Annotated in this window: 15 protein-coding genes; 4 read left to right on the top strand and 11 right to left on the bottom strand. The window is 63.8% G+C overall.

Annotated features, from left to right (window positions below):
* Positions 1-75: 75 nt before the first annotated feature.
* The gene (locus B4393_RS08510; protein WP_078281090.1) at positions 76-522 is read left to right on the top strand and encodes a CD225/dispanin family protein; all 447 of its coding nucleotides are present in this window, start codon (positions 76-78) and stop codon (positions 520-522) included.
* On the opposite strand, the gene B4393_RS08505 is transcribed toward B4393_RS08510, so the two are convergent.
* On the bottom strand, positions 523-1,758 hold the full coding sequence (locus B4393_RS08505) for a GNAT family N-acetyltransferase (RefSeq protein WP_078333740.1): 1,236 nt from the start codon (positions 1,756-1,758) through the stop codon (positions 523-525).
* A 79-nt stretch (positions 1,759-1,837) separates the two neighbouring features.
* On the opposite strand from B4393_RS08505, the gene B4393_RS08500 reads away from it, so the two are divergent.
* Positions 1,838-2,257 carry a CoA-binding protein gene (locus B4393_RS08500; protein WP_078333739.1) on the top strand — a complete coding sequence of 140 codons (420 nt, stop codon included), beginning with the start codon at positions 1,838-1,840 and terminating at the stop codon, positions 2,255-2,257.
* Here B4393_RS08500 and B4393_RS08495 read toward each other — a convergent pair.
* Genes B4393_RS08495 through B4393_RS08490 form a run of 3 tightly spaced genes read right to left on the bottom strand, consistent with a single transcriptional unit; the run spans position 2,254 to position 3,613 of the window.
* The gene (locus B4393_RS08495) at positions 2,254-2,955 is read right to left on the bottom strand and encodes a hypothetical protein (RefSeq protein ID WP_078333978.1); all 702 of its coding nucleotides are present in this window, start codon (positions 2,953-2,955) and stop codon (positions 2,254-2,256) included. The genes B4393_RS08500 and B4393_RS08495 overlap by 4 nt on opposite strands.
* An 8-nt stretch (positions 2,956-2,963) precedes the next feature.
* Positions 2,964-3,131 (bottom strand): hypothetical protein, encoded by a 168-nt coding sequence (locus tag B4393_RS27445; RefSeq protein ID WP_157901270.1) that lies wholly within the window; start codon positions 3,129-3,131, stop codon positions 2,964-2,966.
* On the bottom strand, positions 3,128-3,613 hold the full coding sequence (locus tag B4393_RS08490) for a hypothetical protein (RefSeq protein ID WP_078281280.1): 486 nt from the start codon (positions 3,611-3,613) through the stop codon (positions 3,128-3,130). Before B4393_RS08490 ends, B4393_RS27445 begins: the two co-directional genes overlap by 4 nt.
* Positions 3,614-3,736: 123 nt before the next feature.
* Between B4393_RS08490 and B4393_RS08485 the strand changes: the two genes are divergently transcribed.
* Entirely contained in the window at positions 3,737-5,719 is a 1,983-nt protein-coding gene (locus tag B4393_RS08485; RefSeq protein WP_078333738.1) for a M13 family metallopeptidase, read from the top strand.
* 62 nt (positions 5,720-5,781) lie between these two features.
* On the opposite strand, the gene B4393_RS08480 is transcribed toward B4393_RS08485, so the two are convergent.
* The 4 genes from B4393_RS08480 to B4393_RS08465 all read right to left on the bottom strand — a co-directional run bounded on the left by B4393_RS08480 (position 5,782) and on the right by B4393_RS08465 (position 11,703).
* Positions 5,782-6,777 carry a L,D-transpeptidase gene (locus B4393_RS08480; RefSeq protein WP_078333737.1) on the bottom strand — a complete coding sequence of 332 codons (996 nt, stop codon included), beginning with the start codon at positions 6,775-6,777 and terminating at the stop codon, positions 5,782-5,784.
* Positions 6,778-7,002: 225 nt separating this feature from the next.
* Entirely contained in the window at positions 7,003-8,163 is a 1,161-nt protein-coding gene (locus B4393_RS08475) for an acyl-CoA dehydrogenase family protein (RefSeq protein ID WP_078333736.1), read from the bottom strand.
* Complete coding sequence (locus B4393_RS08470; RefSeq protein ID WP_078333735.1) at positions 8,160-10,121, bottom strand: acetyl/propionyl/methylcrotonyl-CoA carboxylase subunit alpha; 1,962 nt, start codon at positions 10,119-10,121, stop codon at positions 8,160-8,162. Before B4393_RS08470 ends, B4393_RS08475 begins: the two co-directional genes overlap by 4 nt.
* Positions 10,122-10,125: 4 nt before the next feature.
* Complete coding sequence (locus B4393_RS08465) at positions 10,126-11,703, bottom strand: carboxyl transferase domain-containing protein (RefSeq protein ID WP_078333734.1); 1,578 nt, start codon at positions 11,701-11,703, stop codon at positions 10,126-10,128.
* 102 nt (positions 11,704-11,805) lie between these two features.
* Between B4393_RS08465 and B4393_RS08460 the strand changes: the two genes are divergently transcribed.
* Positions 11,806-12,408, top strand: a complete 603-nt coding sequence (locus tag B4393_RS08460) for an SACE_7040 family transcriptional regulator (protein ID WP_078333733.1) — start codon at positions 11,806-11,808, stop codon at positions 12,406-12,408.
* Here B4393_RS08460 and ricR read toward each other — a convergent pair.
* The 3 genes from ricR to B4393_RS08445 all read right to left on the bottom strand — a co-directional run bounded on the left by ricR (position 12,405) and on the right by B4393_RS08445 (position 14,807).
* Complete coding sequence (gene ricR / locus B4393_RS08455; RefSeq protein ID WP_070937980.1) at positions 12,405-12,707, bottom strand: copper-sensing transcriptional repressor RicR; 303 nt, start codon at positions 12,705-12,707, stop codon at positions 12,405-12,407. The genes B4393_RS08460 and ricR overlap by 4 nt on opposite strands.
* A gap of 6 nt (positions 12,708-12,713) precedes the next feature.
* On the bottom strand, positions 12,714-13,346 hold the full coding sequence (locus B4393_RS08450) for a DUF305 domain-containing protein (protein ID WP_078333732.1): 633 nt from the start codon (positions 13,344-13,346) through the stop codon (positions 12,714-12,716).
* A gap of 75 nt (positions 13,347-13,421) precedes the next feature.
* Complete coding sequence (locus B4393_RS08445) at positions 13,422-14,807, bottom strand: WS/DGAT/MGAT family O-acyltransferase (RefSeq protein WP_070937978.1); 1,386 nt, start codon at positions 14,805-14,807, stop codon at positions 13,422-13,424.
* Positions 14,808-14,890: the final 83 nt, after the last annotated feature.

The following is a 14,890-nucleotide window of genomic DNA, read 5'->3' as shown; positions in this document are numbered from 1 at the left end:
GTACCCAGTGCCAGTTCCCTGGGAGCATCCCGATCGTTATGGCAGGCCACCTGAAATCGGCCTAACCTCGGTGCCATGAGCGACGAGACGAAGTCCGACGAACCCACTGGCGCCATCACGACGCCCACTTACACGCCCCCACCCGCACCGACTAGCCCGGCGGGGCCGCCGAAACCTCCGCCCACCAATGTCGGCTGGGCGGTGGCCTCCGTTATCTTCTTCTGGCCGTTGGCTTTCAGCGCGTTCACCAACGCGCTGAATGTCACCCAGTACTGGCTCACCGGCCAGTACGACCGCGCCCAGGAATCCTCGGACCGCGCCAAGCTGCTCGGCAAGATCGCCCTGCTCACCGGCCTGGTGCTGCTGTTCCTGTTCATCACCCTGCGCATCGCATGCGCCATTTGGTGGCACACACATGGTGGCGGCGGCTGGGGACACCACGGCGGCGGGCACCGTCCATGGGACGACGGCGGATGGAACGGCCCCGGCGGCCCGATGGGCCGTCCCGGTCACGACAACTAGCTAGAAGTCGTCGGGCGCACTGGGTGCAACGGGCCAGCCAAAGGCGATGGCGGCCCGTTGCACTGCGCCTGTCCGCAGTTCGGTGACCAAGCCGGCGCTGGCCAGCGCCTGCAGGCTCACCCCGCCCATATAGACGGACCCGAGATCGCGCACGGACAACGCGATATCTGCGTCATCCGTGGTGATTTCACAGCGGGCATCGTCCAGACCGCCGCGCAACCGGTAGCGTCCCGAGTTCTCCGGAAGGAACTCGTCGGTCACCTCCAGCACCACATCCACGTCCGCGGCGTACCGCCGCTGTGACAGTGCCCGCGCAATGTCGACCAATCGCACTTGGATCGCATCGCTCACCGTGCATTCCAGTGACGGATGGTTGGCCACCAGATAACGCAGCTCCTCGTGTACCGAGGCACCGTGATATTTGATCTTGCGGACCAGATCCATATCCAGCAGATAGCGCCACGTTCGGGCGTAGGCCCGTGGGTTGGTGCCCAGCACCTCTTGCACATGCAGCTCGGCGTTGGGGCCCGCATCGCCCCACCCGGGCTTTGGCCGGTAGATGGCGAATCCGCTGACAGTTCCGTCTGATTCGTAGTGCAGAACGAAGCGGATCTTGCCTGATTCCTTTTGTCGTTCCTCGTTATCCAACGTCCACATCGCCCACCACTCCGGTGTCCGCGACATCTGACCCGGTAACGCGGAGACGGCAGCGTCGTAAACCGCAGGGGCCGATGCCAGGAAGGTCTCGGCGTCCACCTCTTCCAGCGTGCCGTCACCCAGATCCACGGTGGAACGGAATGCCAGCTCGCGTACCTGCCCGGACAACTCGGCGGCCTCCGTCGCGACCCCGTAGCCAAATCGGCCGTAGATCAATGCTTCTGAGGCGTAAAGCATGGCGATGGCCTCACCGCGCGAACGGATGTCCGCCAGTTGGTGACGCATCATGGTGGTCAACAGCCCCCGGCGACGATGCGTAGGCGAGACCGTGACCGCGGTGATAGCGGCCACCGGCACGACGGCCCCGCCCGGCAACACCACGTGCCGGCTGTACGCCCCCGCCGTCGCCACCCACTTGCCGCCATTGTGGAAACCGATCATCCGGTCCAGCTCGGTGAACTTTCGGCTGGCCTCCATCTCGTCCTTCTGCGGGTCCTGCAGGAATACGGAGTACGCGAAGCTCAGGTACGACTCGTAGTCATCCTCATCGGCAATGGTGCGTAGGGTCAGCTCAGACACGTACCCATGTCTACCGTGCCAGCCAGACGCCTGTCACTCGAGTTTTCGATGTGCTGCGGATGACAGGAAAGGAACCACCATGTGGACCGCCCCCGATGACGCGACCATCGCCCGGATTCTGCGGGAGACCAAGAGCATTGCCATTGTGGGGATTTCGGCCAACCCAGATCGGCCAAGCCACGGTGTCTACCGCTATCTGGCCGCACACAGCCCCTACCGAATCTTCCTCGTCAATCCCACCATCTCCGAGCTCGACGGCGTGACGGTCTACCCCAGTCTTGCGGCGCTGCCGGAGGCACCCGATGTGGTTGACGTTTTCCGCCGTCGCGAGGAGCTGGCAGCCATAGCCCAAGAAGCCATCGACATCGGCGCCCGCACACTGTGGTTTCAGCTCGACCTCATCGATATCGACGCCGCCAACGCAGCGACCGATGCCGGACTGCAGGTGGTCATGGATCGTTGTACCGAAATCGAATTCGCGCGCATCCGTTCGCGTTAGTTCTTCGGCGTCTGGGCACCAATCCGATCGATCGGCGCGATATTGTCCACCAGCCAGCGGCCGTCGCGTTTGGTGAGCGTCAGCCGCAGCGCAAGCACCGACTGCTCGGGCTGTGTCTTGGCGGCGACGCTGGTGCGCCGCACCAGGGCGGCCGACACCGCGTCTTCGGGGCCGAGAGCCTCAATGCCCACCGAGATGATCTCGCCCTGCTGCGATATTCCTCTGGATTTCAGGTCGGCGGTCGCCCGGTCGAAATCACGGGTAAAGGACTGCCCCTGCGCCTCGGTCATGTGCTCGGTGGCCTTGCGCAGGTAGGTCTCCGGGCTGCCCGGGGTGAAGTTCACGACCGCCTCAGCCACTGTCGCGGCAACATCGGTCACGGCAACCCGGTCCGCGTTGCCCTCCCGGTCGGGCACTGTCCAATGCCGGTACCCCACCGCCGCCACCGCCAGCACTGAGGCCGTGGCCAGAGCGACAATTCCGGCCCGCAGCGCCGGCCCGTCGTCGTCGGTGCCGACGGTCACCGAATCCCGCCGGGCCAGATAGGCATTCACCGCCATACCTTGGGCGATGAGCAGACAGGATGCCGTGCACACCACCACCCACCAGACGGGCCAGCGCAGTATCACGCCCAACGCCACGATCGCCAGCGCCGTCACCAGCGGCGCCAGCAGGTCGAAGACGATGACCCGCAACATATTCCGGCTCATCGGAAATCACGCTCTTCGCGCAAGCGGCTCATCAGAAAATCACGCTCTTCGCGCAAGCGGCTCATCAGAAAATCACGCTCTTCGCGCAAGCGGCTCATCGGAAAATCACGCTCTTCGCGCAAGCGGCTCATCGGAAAATCACGCTCTTCGCGCAAGCGGCTCATCGCAGCAGCTCCAGACCGGAGATCAACAGCTGGTCTCCGACCTTCGACACCGCAAGGCGCATATGCCACTGATTGACCTTGGGGGCAGCGTTGGCATCGCGCGTCACCGAGGTTGCCACCACCATGACGCGGTCCAGCCGCTCCACGGACGGCAGGCCGACATCCTCATCCGGAATGGGTCGCGCCTGCCCTCGTTCGATGGCCACCGAGTCGATCTCGCCGGCCGCATCGGCATCGACCGTTCGCGCGAGCTTCACAACGCCCGCGAGCATCTCCCCCAGGTGGTCACTGAGCCGACCAACCGTGCCGTCCTGTAGCGTCTGCACACTGGAATCGAGATTGCTCTTTTTCATATTGATCAGGGTGTTCACCCAGGTCACAGCAGTGTCGAGCACGCGGGCGTCGTAACGGTCGCGTGCCACCTGGCTGTGATGTCCGGCGCCGATGAGCACCGAAAGCACCAGGGCGACAACCGCGGTCACGCCGAGGACCGCGGACAGCACCCCGTACCGGGAGAAGACGGGTGCCTCTCCACTGCCAAGGCCGGATGCCGGGTCGTCTTTGCTCACGGGCCTCACCCTAGCGACCCGTGCCACCATGGACGGGTGACGACAGAATCCGTGCTGCCAAAATCCGGTATCGACCTGAGCCATCGTGACGAATCCATCCGCCCCCAGGATGACCTGTTCGGCCACGTCAACGGGCGCTGGCTCGCCGAATATGCCATTCCGGCCGACCGCGCCGTCGATGGCGCGTTCCGGACGCTGTTCGACCGCGCCGAGGAGCAGGTGCGCGAGATCATCATCGAGGCTGCCGACTCGGGCGCCGCCGAGGGTACCGAGTCACAGAAGATCGGCGATCTGTTCGCGAGCTTCATGGACACCGAGACCGTGTCCGGTCTGGGTCTGGCGCCGTTGCACCAGGAGCTCGACCTGATCGCCGCGGCTCCCGATGTCACCGCCTTAGCCGCGGTCATGGGTGCGTTGCAGCGTGCCGGGGTGGGCAGCGGAGTGGGCTGCTACGTGGATACCGACGCCAAGGATTCCTCGCGCTATCTCCTGCACGTCAGCCAGTCCGGCCTTGGCCTGCCCGATGAGTCCTATTACCGCGAAGATCAGCACGCGGCGACACGGGACGCGTACCGCACGCACATCGCCGCGATGTTCGCGTTGGTGTACGGCGGTGGCGACCACACCGATACCGCCGAGCGGATCGTGGCGCTGGAAACCAAGATTGCCGCGGCGCACTGGGATGTGGTGAAGCGCCGGGACGCCGAGCTGAGCTACAACCTGCTGAGGTTCGCCGACCTGGAGCAGACCGCACCCGGATTCGATTGGAACGGATGGATTTCCGGGCTGGGTGCGACGACCGGCCAGGTCACCGAACTCGTGGTGCGACAGCCCGACTATCTGACCACCTTCGCACAGCTCTGGGCTTCGGAGCCGCTGAGTGACTGGCAGCAGTGGGCAAGCTGGCGGCTCATCTGTGCCCGTGCCGCGTACCTCACCGAGCCGCTGGTGAACGAGAACTTTGATTTCTACGGACGCACGCTGTCGGGTACCGAGCAGATTCGCGATCGCTGGAAACGCGGTGTTGCGGTGGTCGAGTCGCTACTCGGCGAGGCCGTGGGCCAGCTCTACGTGGCACGACACTTTCCGCCGAATGCCAAGGCGCGCATGGAGGTTCTCGTCGACAACCTGCGCGAGGCGTATCGGGTCAGCATCACCGACCTGGAGTGGATGACCCCGGAGACCCGTGAACGGGCCCTGCAGAAGCTCGATAAGTTCACGCCCAAGATCGGCTACCCGTCCACCTGGCGCGACTACTCGACGATCGCCATCAGTCGTGACGATCTACTGGGGAATGTCCGGCGCGCCACCGCCGCCGAGTGCGATCGGGGCTTGGCCAAGCTGGCCGGGCCGGTCGATCGGTACGAATGGTTCATGACCCCACAGACGGTGAACGCGTACTACAACCCCGGCATGAATGAAATCGTCTTCCCCGCAGCCATTTTGCAGCCCCCTTTCTTTGACGCGGACGCCGACGATGCCGCCAACTACGGAGGCATCGGAGCCGTCATCGGGCACGAGATTGGCCACGGGTTCGACGACCAAGGTTCCAAGTACGACGGCGACGGCAATCTGGTCAACTGGTGGACCGACACCGACCGTGACGAGTTCGGGGTGCGCACCGAGGCGTTGATCAAGCAGTACGACGGATTCGTCCCCCGCGAGCTCTCCGATCAGCATGTCAACGGCGCCTTCACCGTCGGCGAGAACATCGGCGATCTGGGTGGACTGTCCATCGCACTGCTCGCGTACGAGATCTCGCTGGGCGGCGGCACGGGGCCGGTCATTGACGGATTGACCGGTGTGCAACGTGTCTTCTACGGCTGGGCGCAGGTCTGGCGCACCAAAGCCCGTGAGGCCGAAGCTATCCGGCGCCTTTCCGTCGACCCTCACTCACCGCCGGAGTTCCGGTGCAACGGCGTGGTGCGCAATATCGACGCGTTCTACGGGGCCTTCGAGCTCAGCACCGACGACGAGCTGTTCCTGGAAGCCGATCAGCGCGTACGCATCTGGAGTTGACGACGACGCAACGAGAAAGCCCCCGACCATTGGCCGGGGGCTTTCTCGTTGAGCTGAAAACGCTAGAAACGCTGCCAGTCGTCGTAGCCGTCGTAATCCTTGTACGGACCAGTCGGCGAGTTCTTGACGATCACCGGGTCACCGGGGTGCGACTGGTTGAAGAACCAGGTCGCATTCTCGGTGCTCAGGTTGACGCAGCCATGGCTGGTATCGCTCTTGCCCTGCTGGCCAACCGACCACGGCGCAGCGTGGACGAAGATGCCGGAGTTGGTCAGGCGGGTGGCCCAGTAGACGTCGAGCTTGTAGCCCTCGGGCGAGTTGACCGGAACCCCGTAGGTCGACGAGTCCATCACCATCTTCTGGAACTTCTCGCTGACGTAATACGTGCCGTTCTTGGTCTCGTGCTTCTTGTCGTGCTTGCCCATCGACATCGGCATGGTGCGCTCGACGACACCGTTGCGCGTGGTGGTCATCGTGAAAGTCGCGTCGTCGATGGTGGACACGAATGCGTCACCGACCTTGAAACTCCACTTGGTACCGCCGGCGTTCACGTTCACGTCGGTGTTCGCGGGCCAGAACTGCGTGGGCTTCCAGCGCAGCTGCTGATCGGTGTACCAGTAGAAGTAACCCGGAGCCGGCTTCGACGAGGTGATCTTCACGGCGGCCTCGGCAGCCTTCTTATCCGTCACCGGTGCCGCGAAGACAATCGTCACGGGCTGGGCCACACCGACGATGTCGCCGTTGTTCGGGGAGTTCTTCAGCAGACCCACCGGCAGCGGCGGCACATCGCCCGTGGGGGGTGCCCCAGGCGGCGGGGTGGTGGGTGCCGGAGGCGGCGGAACCTCACCGGGCGGCGGCACATCGGGCGCCGGCGGCGGGGGTGGTGGCGGCAACTCCCACGGCAGTGGCGGGGGCGGCGGGGGACCGGGCTCTTCGATACCCGGATCTGCGGGATCACCCGGATCAGCGAGTGCAGGAACTACCCCGGCACCCAACAGTCCTGCGACACATACACCGCTGACGAGGGCGCGCCGGAACCAACGAGTTAAGACAAGCATGCTCACTCCTGTAGACACGACACATCCAGTGTGTCATAGGGTTCGTCGCCACCAGGCGACGCGATGTTTCACCCGCCCAAGAAAATAGGCACTGAGCAGTCATAATCGCCATTGATTAGAAAAGGTCACATTCATAACCCCATAGGGGTATGTGACATGGATCATCACACTCGATCTCTGAGCAAGAGCCCTAAGACACTCGTCCAGCTAAGTACTACCGACAGATTACCGGGTGAGCGCGCGGGCAATGAGCATCAGCTGTACCTCGCTTGTGCCCTCGCCGATCTCCAGGATCTTGCTGTCCCGGTACTGGCGAGCGACAGGAGACTCGTTCATGAATCCGGCTCCCCCGAAGATCTGGGTGGCGTCACGGGCGTTGTCCATGGCCGCCTCACTGGCCATCAGCTTGGCAATCGAGGCTTCGGTCTTGAACGATTTTCCGGCCAACAGCAGTGCGGCAGCGTGGTAGTACGCCAAGCGGGCGGTGTGCGCGCGGGCCTGCATCCGAGCGATCTTGAACGAGACGGATTGGTAGTCGATGATGGCGCTGCCAAAGGCCGGGCGGCTGCGCGCGTATCGCAGGCTCTCGTCGACACATCCCTGCGCGGCGCCGGTGGCCAACGCCGCGATGGCGATCCGCCCCTCGTCGAGGATGCGCAGGAACCCCGCGTACCCCCGGCCGCGTTCACCCAGCAGATTCTCGTAGGGCACCCGGACATCGTCGAAGCTCAGTGGATGGGTGTCCGAGGCATGCCAGCCGACCTTGTCGTATCCCGGCTCGACGGTGAACCCCGGTGTTCCTGCCGGCACGTGAATGACGGAGATTTCCGGCGATCCGTCCGCGGCGCGTCCGGTGACCGCCGCGACGCCCACCACTGCGGTGATGTCGGTGCCGGAGTTGGTGATGAATGCCTTGGAGCCGTTGATGACCCAACTGCCGTTGTCCTCGACGGCCCGGGTGCGGATCGATCCAGGGATATCGGTACCCCCACCGGGCTCGGTTAAGCCGAAGGCGGCCAAAGAATTTCCGGAGGAAAGCTCGGGCAGCCAGCGCTGCTTCTGCTCCTCACTGCCGAACCGATAGATCGGCATGGCGCCCAGCGAAACGGCCGCCTCGAGGGTGATGGCCACGCTCTGGTCCACCCGGGCCAGTTCTTCCAGCGTCAGGCACAGGGCGAAGTAGTCGCCGCCCATACCGCCGTACTCCTCGGGGAATGGCAGACCGAACAGTCCCATCTCACCCATCTGCGCCACCACCGCATACGGGAAGGTTTTGGTGGCATCATGGTGCGCGGCGACGGGTGCGACCACCGAATTCGCAAATTCCTCAACGGTTTTGCGCAGCGAGTTGTACTCGTCGGGCAGTTCGGCGGTGCTGAAGGTCATGGTGTCCCCTCCTTGGAGTTGATGGTCGGGTAGATGGTGGCCAGAAGCTGGTCGACGGCCACCTGGTCGCCGACGGCCACCGATACCGTCACGGTTCCGGCAATGGGTGCACGCAGGGTGTGTTCCATCTTCATGGCCTCGACCACCACCACTGGAGCGTCGCGCTCCACCACGGTGCCCGTGCTCACCGAAACCACCCGCACAACCCCTGGCATGGAGCTACGGATCTCCCCGTCCTCGTCTTCACCGTCGATGTGCCGCAACCGGGGCTCGGGCGCGATATCGGCGCGCCAGGTTCCGTCCTCGGTCGCGATCCACGCGGCAGAATCCGCCCGGATGGCGTCAGCACGGTGCAGCTGGCTCGCCAATTCGACACTCACTTGCCCTGTCCCGCAGTGCACTCCGCCCGGAGTCTGTTCGCCATCACCGATGCTGACATCGGTAACCGGGTCACCCCAGAGCCGCACCAATTCGACCGAATCTCCGATGCGGAGTCGATGTGCCCGCGGCGCGTGTACCCCAACGCGCCATCCGGACTTTCCGTTCCACAGTGTCCCGGAGCTGGATTCACCGTCAAGCAAGCCGGACGCGGCCACCCATACCCACGGCGGCGCGACGGGCGGATGGTATTCAGTCGCGATCTTGTCGAGTAGCGCCGTATCGATGTCTCCAGATACCACAACGGGATTGGTCAGCAACGCACGTAGGAAATCGATATTGGTGCCCACCCCAAGTATCCGGGTTTCGGCGAGTGCCCGGTCGGCATCGGCGAGCGCGGTTTCGCGGTCGGCCGCATGCACGATGATCTTGGCCAGCATCGGGTCGAATCGTGAACCCACCACCGATCCCGTCGCCAACGCTGTATCGGTGCGTGCACTATCCGAAAAGCGTGCCAATGCAACCGTTCCGCCGGTGGGGAGGAACTCGCGAGCGGGATCTTCGGCGTATACCCGAGCCTCGACCGCGTGCCCGGTCAACGAAATCTGCTCCTGCGCCAGCGGGAGCCGTTCTCCCGACGCGACGAGGATCTGCCACTGCACCAGGTCGATACCGGTCACCATCTCGGTGACCGGATGTTCTACCTGTAGCCGGGTGTTCATCTCCATGAAGTAGTAGGACTCGGGAGCATCGCTGTCGAGGATGAACTCGACGGTTCCGGCGCCGAAATATCCCACACTGCGCGCGATCTGACATGCCGTCTCCCCCATCGCGGCACGCAATTGCGGGGTCAGCAGCGGCGACGGCGCCTCTTCGATCACCTTCTGGTGCCGGCGCTGCAGGCTGCATTCACGCTCACCCAGGTGCACCACGTTGCCATGGGTGTCGCCGAAGACCTGAACCTCGATGTGCCTGGGGCGAGCCAGATAACGCTCGACCAGCAAGGTGTCATCGCCGAAGATGGCGGTGGCCTCACGCCGGGACGCGACCAGCGCATCGGATATGACGCTTAGATCGTGCACCACGCGCATACCCTTGCCGCCACCGCCCGCGGAGGGCTTGATGATCAGCGGGGTCCCGATCTTCTCGGCAGTGGCTACCAGCTCGGCATCGGAGAGCGCACCGACGCTGCCCGGAACGACCGGCTCACCGGCTGCGGCCACGGTGTCCTTGGCCCTGATCTTGTCGCCCATGGCATCCATGGCTTCGGCGGGCGGTCCGACGAATACGATTCCCGCAGCCTGGCATGCGCGCACGAAATCGGCATTCTCCGAGACGAATCCGTATCCGGGGTGGATAGCTTGCGCACCGGTCTGTTTGGCCGCACTGATGATCGCATCGATGTCGAGGTAGCCCGAGGAATCGGAACCGAGACGCACGGCGGTGTCGCAGGCACCGAGGTGGTCGGTGTCTCCGTCGGTGTAGACCGCGATGGAGCGAATTCCCATGGCCCGCAGCGTCGATGCGATGCGGACCGCGATCTCGCCGCGGTTGGCAATGAGGACACTCTGCACTGTCACCTGTTCACATCCTGAAGACGCCGTAGGAAACCGGTTCAAGGGGTGCGTTGGCGCAAATCCCCAAGGCCAAGCCGACCACCGTGCGGGTGTCGGCGGGGTCGATGACCCCGTCGTCCCAGAGGCGCGCCGTCGAGTAGTACGGGTTACCTTGCCGCTCATATTGTTCGCGTATCGGTGACTTGAAGGCTTCCTGTTCGGCCTCGGTGAACTCCTTGCCCAATGCGGCACTCTGATCGGCGCGAACGGTGGCCAGCACCGAGGCGGCCTGTTCACCACCCATCACCGAGATGCGGGCATTCGGCCACATCCAGAGGAATCGCGGCGAGTACGCGCGCCCACACATCGAGTAATTGCCGGCCCCGTAGGAGCCGCCGATGACCACGGTCAGCTTGGGCACCCGCGCACACGCGACGGCGGTGACCATTTTTGCCCCATGTTTGGCAATTCCGGCGGCCTCGTAGTCGCGGCCCACCATGAACCCGGAGATGTTCTGCAGGAAGAGCAGCGGAATGCGTCGCTGGTCGCACAGCTCGATGAAATGTGCTGCCTTCATTGCGCTTTCAGCGAAAAGCACACCGTTGTTGGCAATGATCCCGACCGGATGCCCATGCAGTCGCGCGGTGCCGGTGACCACCGACTTGCCGTACTCCGCCTTGAACTCGGTGAAGGTGCCGCCATCTATGAGCCGGACGATCACCTCGTGTACGTCGTACGGGATGCGCGGATCGGTCGGCACCACGTCGTACAACGTGCCCGGATCACGCTCCGGGGCAATTGTTTCCACGACGGGCCACGGTGACTCGACCCTCGGCGCAAAGGTGGACACGATCCGGCGCACGATCTGCAGCGCGTCCTTGTCGTCCGCGGCCAGGTGATCGGTCACGCCAGAAGTACGCGAGTGCAGGTCACCACCGCCCAACTCCTCGGCGGTCACCACCTCACCGGTGGCGGCCTTCACCAGCGGCGGTCCACCCAAGAAAATCGTGCCCTGCTTGCGCACGATGACGGCTTCGTCGCTCATCGCGGGCACATACGCACCACCTGCCGTACAGCTGCCCAGCACCGCGGCGATTTGCGGAATTCCCTTGGCGCTCATGGTCGCCTGGTTGTAGAAGATACGGCCAAAGTGCTCGCGATCCGGGAACACCTCGTCCTGCTTGGGCAGGAACGCGCCACCGGAATCCACCAGATAGATGCAGGGCAGCCGGTTCTGCAGCGCGACTTCTTGAGCGCGCAGATGCTTCTTGACCGTCATCGGATAGTAAGTGCCGCCCTTGACCGTCGCGTCATTGGCGGCGATCACGCATTCGCGACCCGAGACACGGCCGATGCCGGCGATCATGCTGGCACCGGGGGCGTCATCGTCGTACATGCCATTGGCCGCCAACGGCGACAATTCCAGGAACGGGCTGCCCGGGTCGAGGAGCGCGTCCACCCGATCGCGTGGCAGGAGCTTGCCCCGGTCGACATGTCGTTGCCTGGACTGTTCGTTGCCGCCGAGCGCTGCGAGTGCGAGCCGCTCCCGCAGCTCGGCGACCAGCCGGGCGTGCTCCGCCCTGTTCTGCTCACCAACCAGAGTCATTACCCAGCTCCGAAGTTTGAGATTTCAGTTAATGACGATTAACTAGGTTTAGGCTAATCTCGATTAACTGTTTTGTCTATAGCGGGCCATGGCGGAGGTTTGATGACCAACCTGATACCCGAGTCGGAATCCCCGAACAAGCGCGAACGCGCCAAGGCCGATCGGCGCGATCAGCTGCTGCACGCCGCCGGCCGTCTCCTGGCCATGCGTGGATACGCGCGGGTACGACTGGAGGATCTGGGCTCCGCGGTCGGCATCAGCGGTCCGGCGATCTACCGGCATTTCCCCAACAAGGAAGCGCTCTTGGTAGATCTGCTCACCGGCATCAGTCGCCGGCTCCTCGAAGGCGGGATGGCCGTCGCGGAGGCGGCCGGCACCCCGGCGGAGGCCCTCGACGGCCTCATCGATTTTCACCTCGACTTCGCGCTCAACGAGAGTGATCTGATCCGCGTGCAGGACCGCGACCTTGATTCACTACCCGAGAACGCGCGGCGCCAAGTACGCCAGTATCAGCGCCGCTATGTGGAGGCCTGGGTTCAGGTGCTGTGCCGGGCGGACCCCGACCTTGATGAGTCGGACGCGCGGATCAAGGCGCACGCGGCCTTCGGGCTGATGAACTCCACGCCCTACAGCGCGGGCCGATCGGCGCCCGCACAGACACGAACGGTATTGCGGCAGATGGTGGTTGCCGCACTGAACTCCTAGCTGCGGACCAACCGGGCGATCGCCGCGGAGGCCTCTGCCAGCTTCTCATCGGCATCTGCGCCGCCGGAGGCGACGGCGTTGGAGACGCAATGACCGAGGTGCTCGTCGAGCAGCCCCAGGGCAACCGACCGCAGTGCACTCTGCGCCGCGCTGATCTGGGTCAGCACGTCGATGCAGTACTTGTCCTCGTCGATCATCTTCGCGATACCGCGCACCTGTCCCTCGATGCGCAGGAGCCGCTTGGCGTAGTCATCTTTTTTCAGCGAGTAACCGTGTCCGGTCGAAGTCTTGGTGGTCATGTCCCTTTACCCCTTGAGAAGGCCCTGCATTGTGTCGATCTCAGGCTGCTGATTATCGATGATCTGTTGCGCCAACTGCTTTGCCGCAGGGTACTGGCCTCCGGAGAGTTCCGCATTCGACATAGCGATGGCCCCCTGGTGATGGGCGATCATCGACTGCAGCCACAGCTGATCAAAGACCTCACCATTGAGCGTCTTCATCCGGTCTAACACCGGTGTGTCCACCATGCCAGGCATGTGCCCCGCCGGATCATGCCCCTCGGGCATGGTGGGCTGATTCCAGTTCTTGAGCCACTCGGTAAAGGTGTCGATCTCCGGCTGTTGAGCCGTCTCGATGTTCTTCGCGAGATCCAGAACCGCGGGGTTGACGGTGCGCCCCTCCGTCAACTTCGACATCTCAACGGCCTGCTGGTGATGCATGATCATCTGCTGGGCGAAGGTCACATCGGCATCGTTGTGGTCGGATACCGGAGCCGCGGCGCTGTTGGTGTCCAGTGTCGTCGTCATCCCCGACATACCGGAATGACCCGAATGCTCGGACTTCGATTCATCCCCCTTGTTATCCGAGCTACAAGCCGACAGAATCAGCACTGCGGCAGCAGTGCCAGCCAGGAAGGCAGTCCGAGTCCGGTTTCGCATGCCACCATCGTAGCCCAGATACCCCCGTAGGGTACGAAATCGGGATGTGGCATACCCCTCGCGGGTATGAATCGGCTAAGCCACCGACTCTTCCAGTTGCGTCAGCGCCTCTTCCAGATGGGTGAGAATGCGCTGCAGATGCGGCACGCTCGTGCGGCATCCGGTCAATCCGAAATGCATAGACGGTCCACTGCTGGTGCAGGTGATGTTCAAGGCCACCCCGTCGATCGGAATGGATGCGGGATAGCACCCATCCATCTCGAACCCGTTCCAGAACATGTCGGTGCGCGGGCCGGGGACATTAGAAATGATCACGTTGAACGCGGGTGCCGCCCGGTCCACCAAGCCCGGGACCGCACCGCTCAGCACAGGAGCACCGTTGAGCGCACCCACCAGCATCCGCTGCAGGGGCGTCATCTCCGAGAGCACCGACTTGGCGGCCTGCACCGAGTCCCTGATCGCGCTGAACCGCTCCAGCGGATCGGGCTTATCGGTCGCGAGGTTAGCCAGCAGTGCGGTGATCGAGTTCCCCGCGTTCTGGTCACCATCCGCCCGGATCGACACCGGGCACATCGCGATGAGCGGCTTGGCGGGTAGCGCGTTCTGCTCCTCCAGATAGGTACGCAAGGCGCCCGCGCACATGGCCAGCACGACATCGTTGACGGTGCCGCCCAGTGCCTTGCCCGCCTCCTTGATCCGGGCCATCGACCAGGTTTGCGCCGCGAATCGCCGCGCACCTCCGATCGAGACGTTCAGCATCGTGTGTGGCGCCGAGAGAGGCTTCACCAGCTGCGGATCAGATAGCGCATGACGGCCGTATTTGAGCAGACCGGGCGGAATGGACACGACCTGTCGCACCGCACCTGCCGCACCCTTGACCAGATCCAGGGCCGAGGTGTTGGTCGTGCTCACGATGCTGCTCTTGGCGCGCCGCTTGGCCGGGGCCCACACGGCCTGGCAGTCACGCGCATCAGGATCGTCCGATAGCGAGCGCATCATCATCCGCAAGGCGCCGACGCCATCGATCACCGCATGATGCATTTTGGTGTAGACGGCCAGGCGTCCATCCGAAAGCCCTTCCACCACATGCATTTCCCACAACGGGCGGTGCCGATCAAGCGAGGAACTATGCCACCGGGAGGTGACGGTCAGCAGCTCACGCACGCGGGCCGGGCGCGGCAACGCCGAGCGGCGCACGTGGTACTCCCAGTCAACCTCGTCGTCGATGATCCACCTGACGTTGCCCATCACCGCCAGCGGCTGGCCCGGCCGTTTGCGGAAGTCCGATGACACCTCGGTGGTCGACATCAACTGTTCGTAGAACACCTCGGCATAGTCCGGACCTGCGTCGACAGGCGGTTTGAACAGCTGCAAGCCGCCGACATGGAAGGGATGTTCCCTCGTTTCCCCGATGAGAAACATCGAGTCGCTGACCGGCATGAATGGCATACCGGCCATCATTGCTGTCGACTCTCCGTTTTGCGGCGGTTTCGTCGTGCACGTTTTCGCCAGCAGACGGCGTGTCGACGCCTGCGCAATCCCGT

It is taken from the genome of Mycobacteroides franklinii (assembly GCF_002013895.1).
Classification (GTDB): Bacteria; Actinomycetota; Actinomycetes; order Mycobacteriales; family Mycobacteriaceae; genus Mycobacterium; species Mycobacterium franklinii.
The sequence above is the reverse complement of the archived record's forward strand: the minus strand, read 5'-3'. Positions and strand labels throughout refer to the sequence as shown.

Excerpts from the sequence above, each read along its gene's own strand:
- B4393_RS08445 (WP_070937978.1), bottom strand. The coding sequence starts at position 14,807 with ATGATGGCCGGTATGCCATTCATGCCGGTCAGCGACTCGATGTTTCTC.
- B4393_RS08450 (WP_078333732.1), bottom strand. The coding sequence starts at position 13,346 with ATGCGAAACCGGACTCGGACTGCCTTCCTGGCTGGCACTGCTGCCGCA.
- B4393_RS08480 (WP_078333737.1), bottom strand. The coding sequence starts at position 6,777 with ATGCTTGTCTTAACTCGTTGGTTCCGGCGCGCCCTCGTCAGCGGTGTA.
- B4393_RS08475 (WP_078333736.1), bottom strand. The coding sequence starts at position 8,163 with ATGACCTTCAGCACCGCCGAACTGCCCGACGAGTACAACTCGCTGCGC.
- B4393_RS08465 (WP_078333734.1), bottom strand. The coding sequence starts at position 11,703 with ATGACTCTGGTTGGTGAGCAGAACAGGGCGGAGCACGCCCGGCTGGTC.
- B4393_RS27445 (WP_157901270.1), bottom strand. The coding sequence starts at position 3,131 with ATGAGCCGCTTGCGCGAAGAGCGTGATTTTCCGATGAGCCGCTTGCGC.
- ricR (WP_070937980.1), bottom strand. The coding sequence starts at position 12,707 with ATGACCACCAAGACTTCGACCGGACACGGTTACTCGCTGAAAAAAGAT.
- B4393_RS08510 (WP_078281090.1), top strand. The coding sequence starts at position 76 with ATGAGCGACGAGACGAAGTCCGACGAACCCACTGGCGCCATCACGACG.
- B4393_RS08460 (WP_078333733.1), top strand. The coding sequence starts at position 11,806 with ATGACCAACCTGATACCCGAGTCGGAATCCCCGAACAAGCGCGAACGC.
- B4393_RS08495 (WP_078333978.1), bottom strand. The coding sequence starts at position 2,955 with ATGTTGCGGGTCATCGTCTTCGACCTGCTGGCGCCGCTGGTGACGGCG.
- B4393_RS08500 (WP_078333739.1), top strand. The coding sequence starts at position 1,838 with ATGTGGACCGCCCCCGATGACGCGACCATCGCCCGGATTCTGCGGGAG.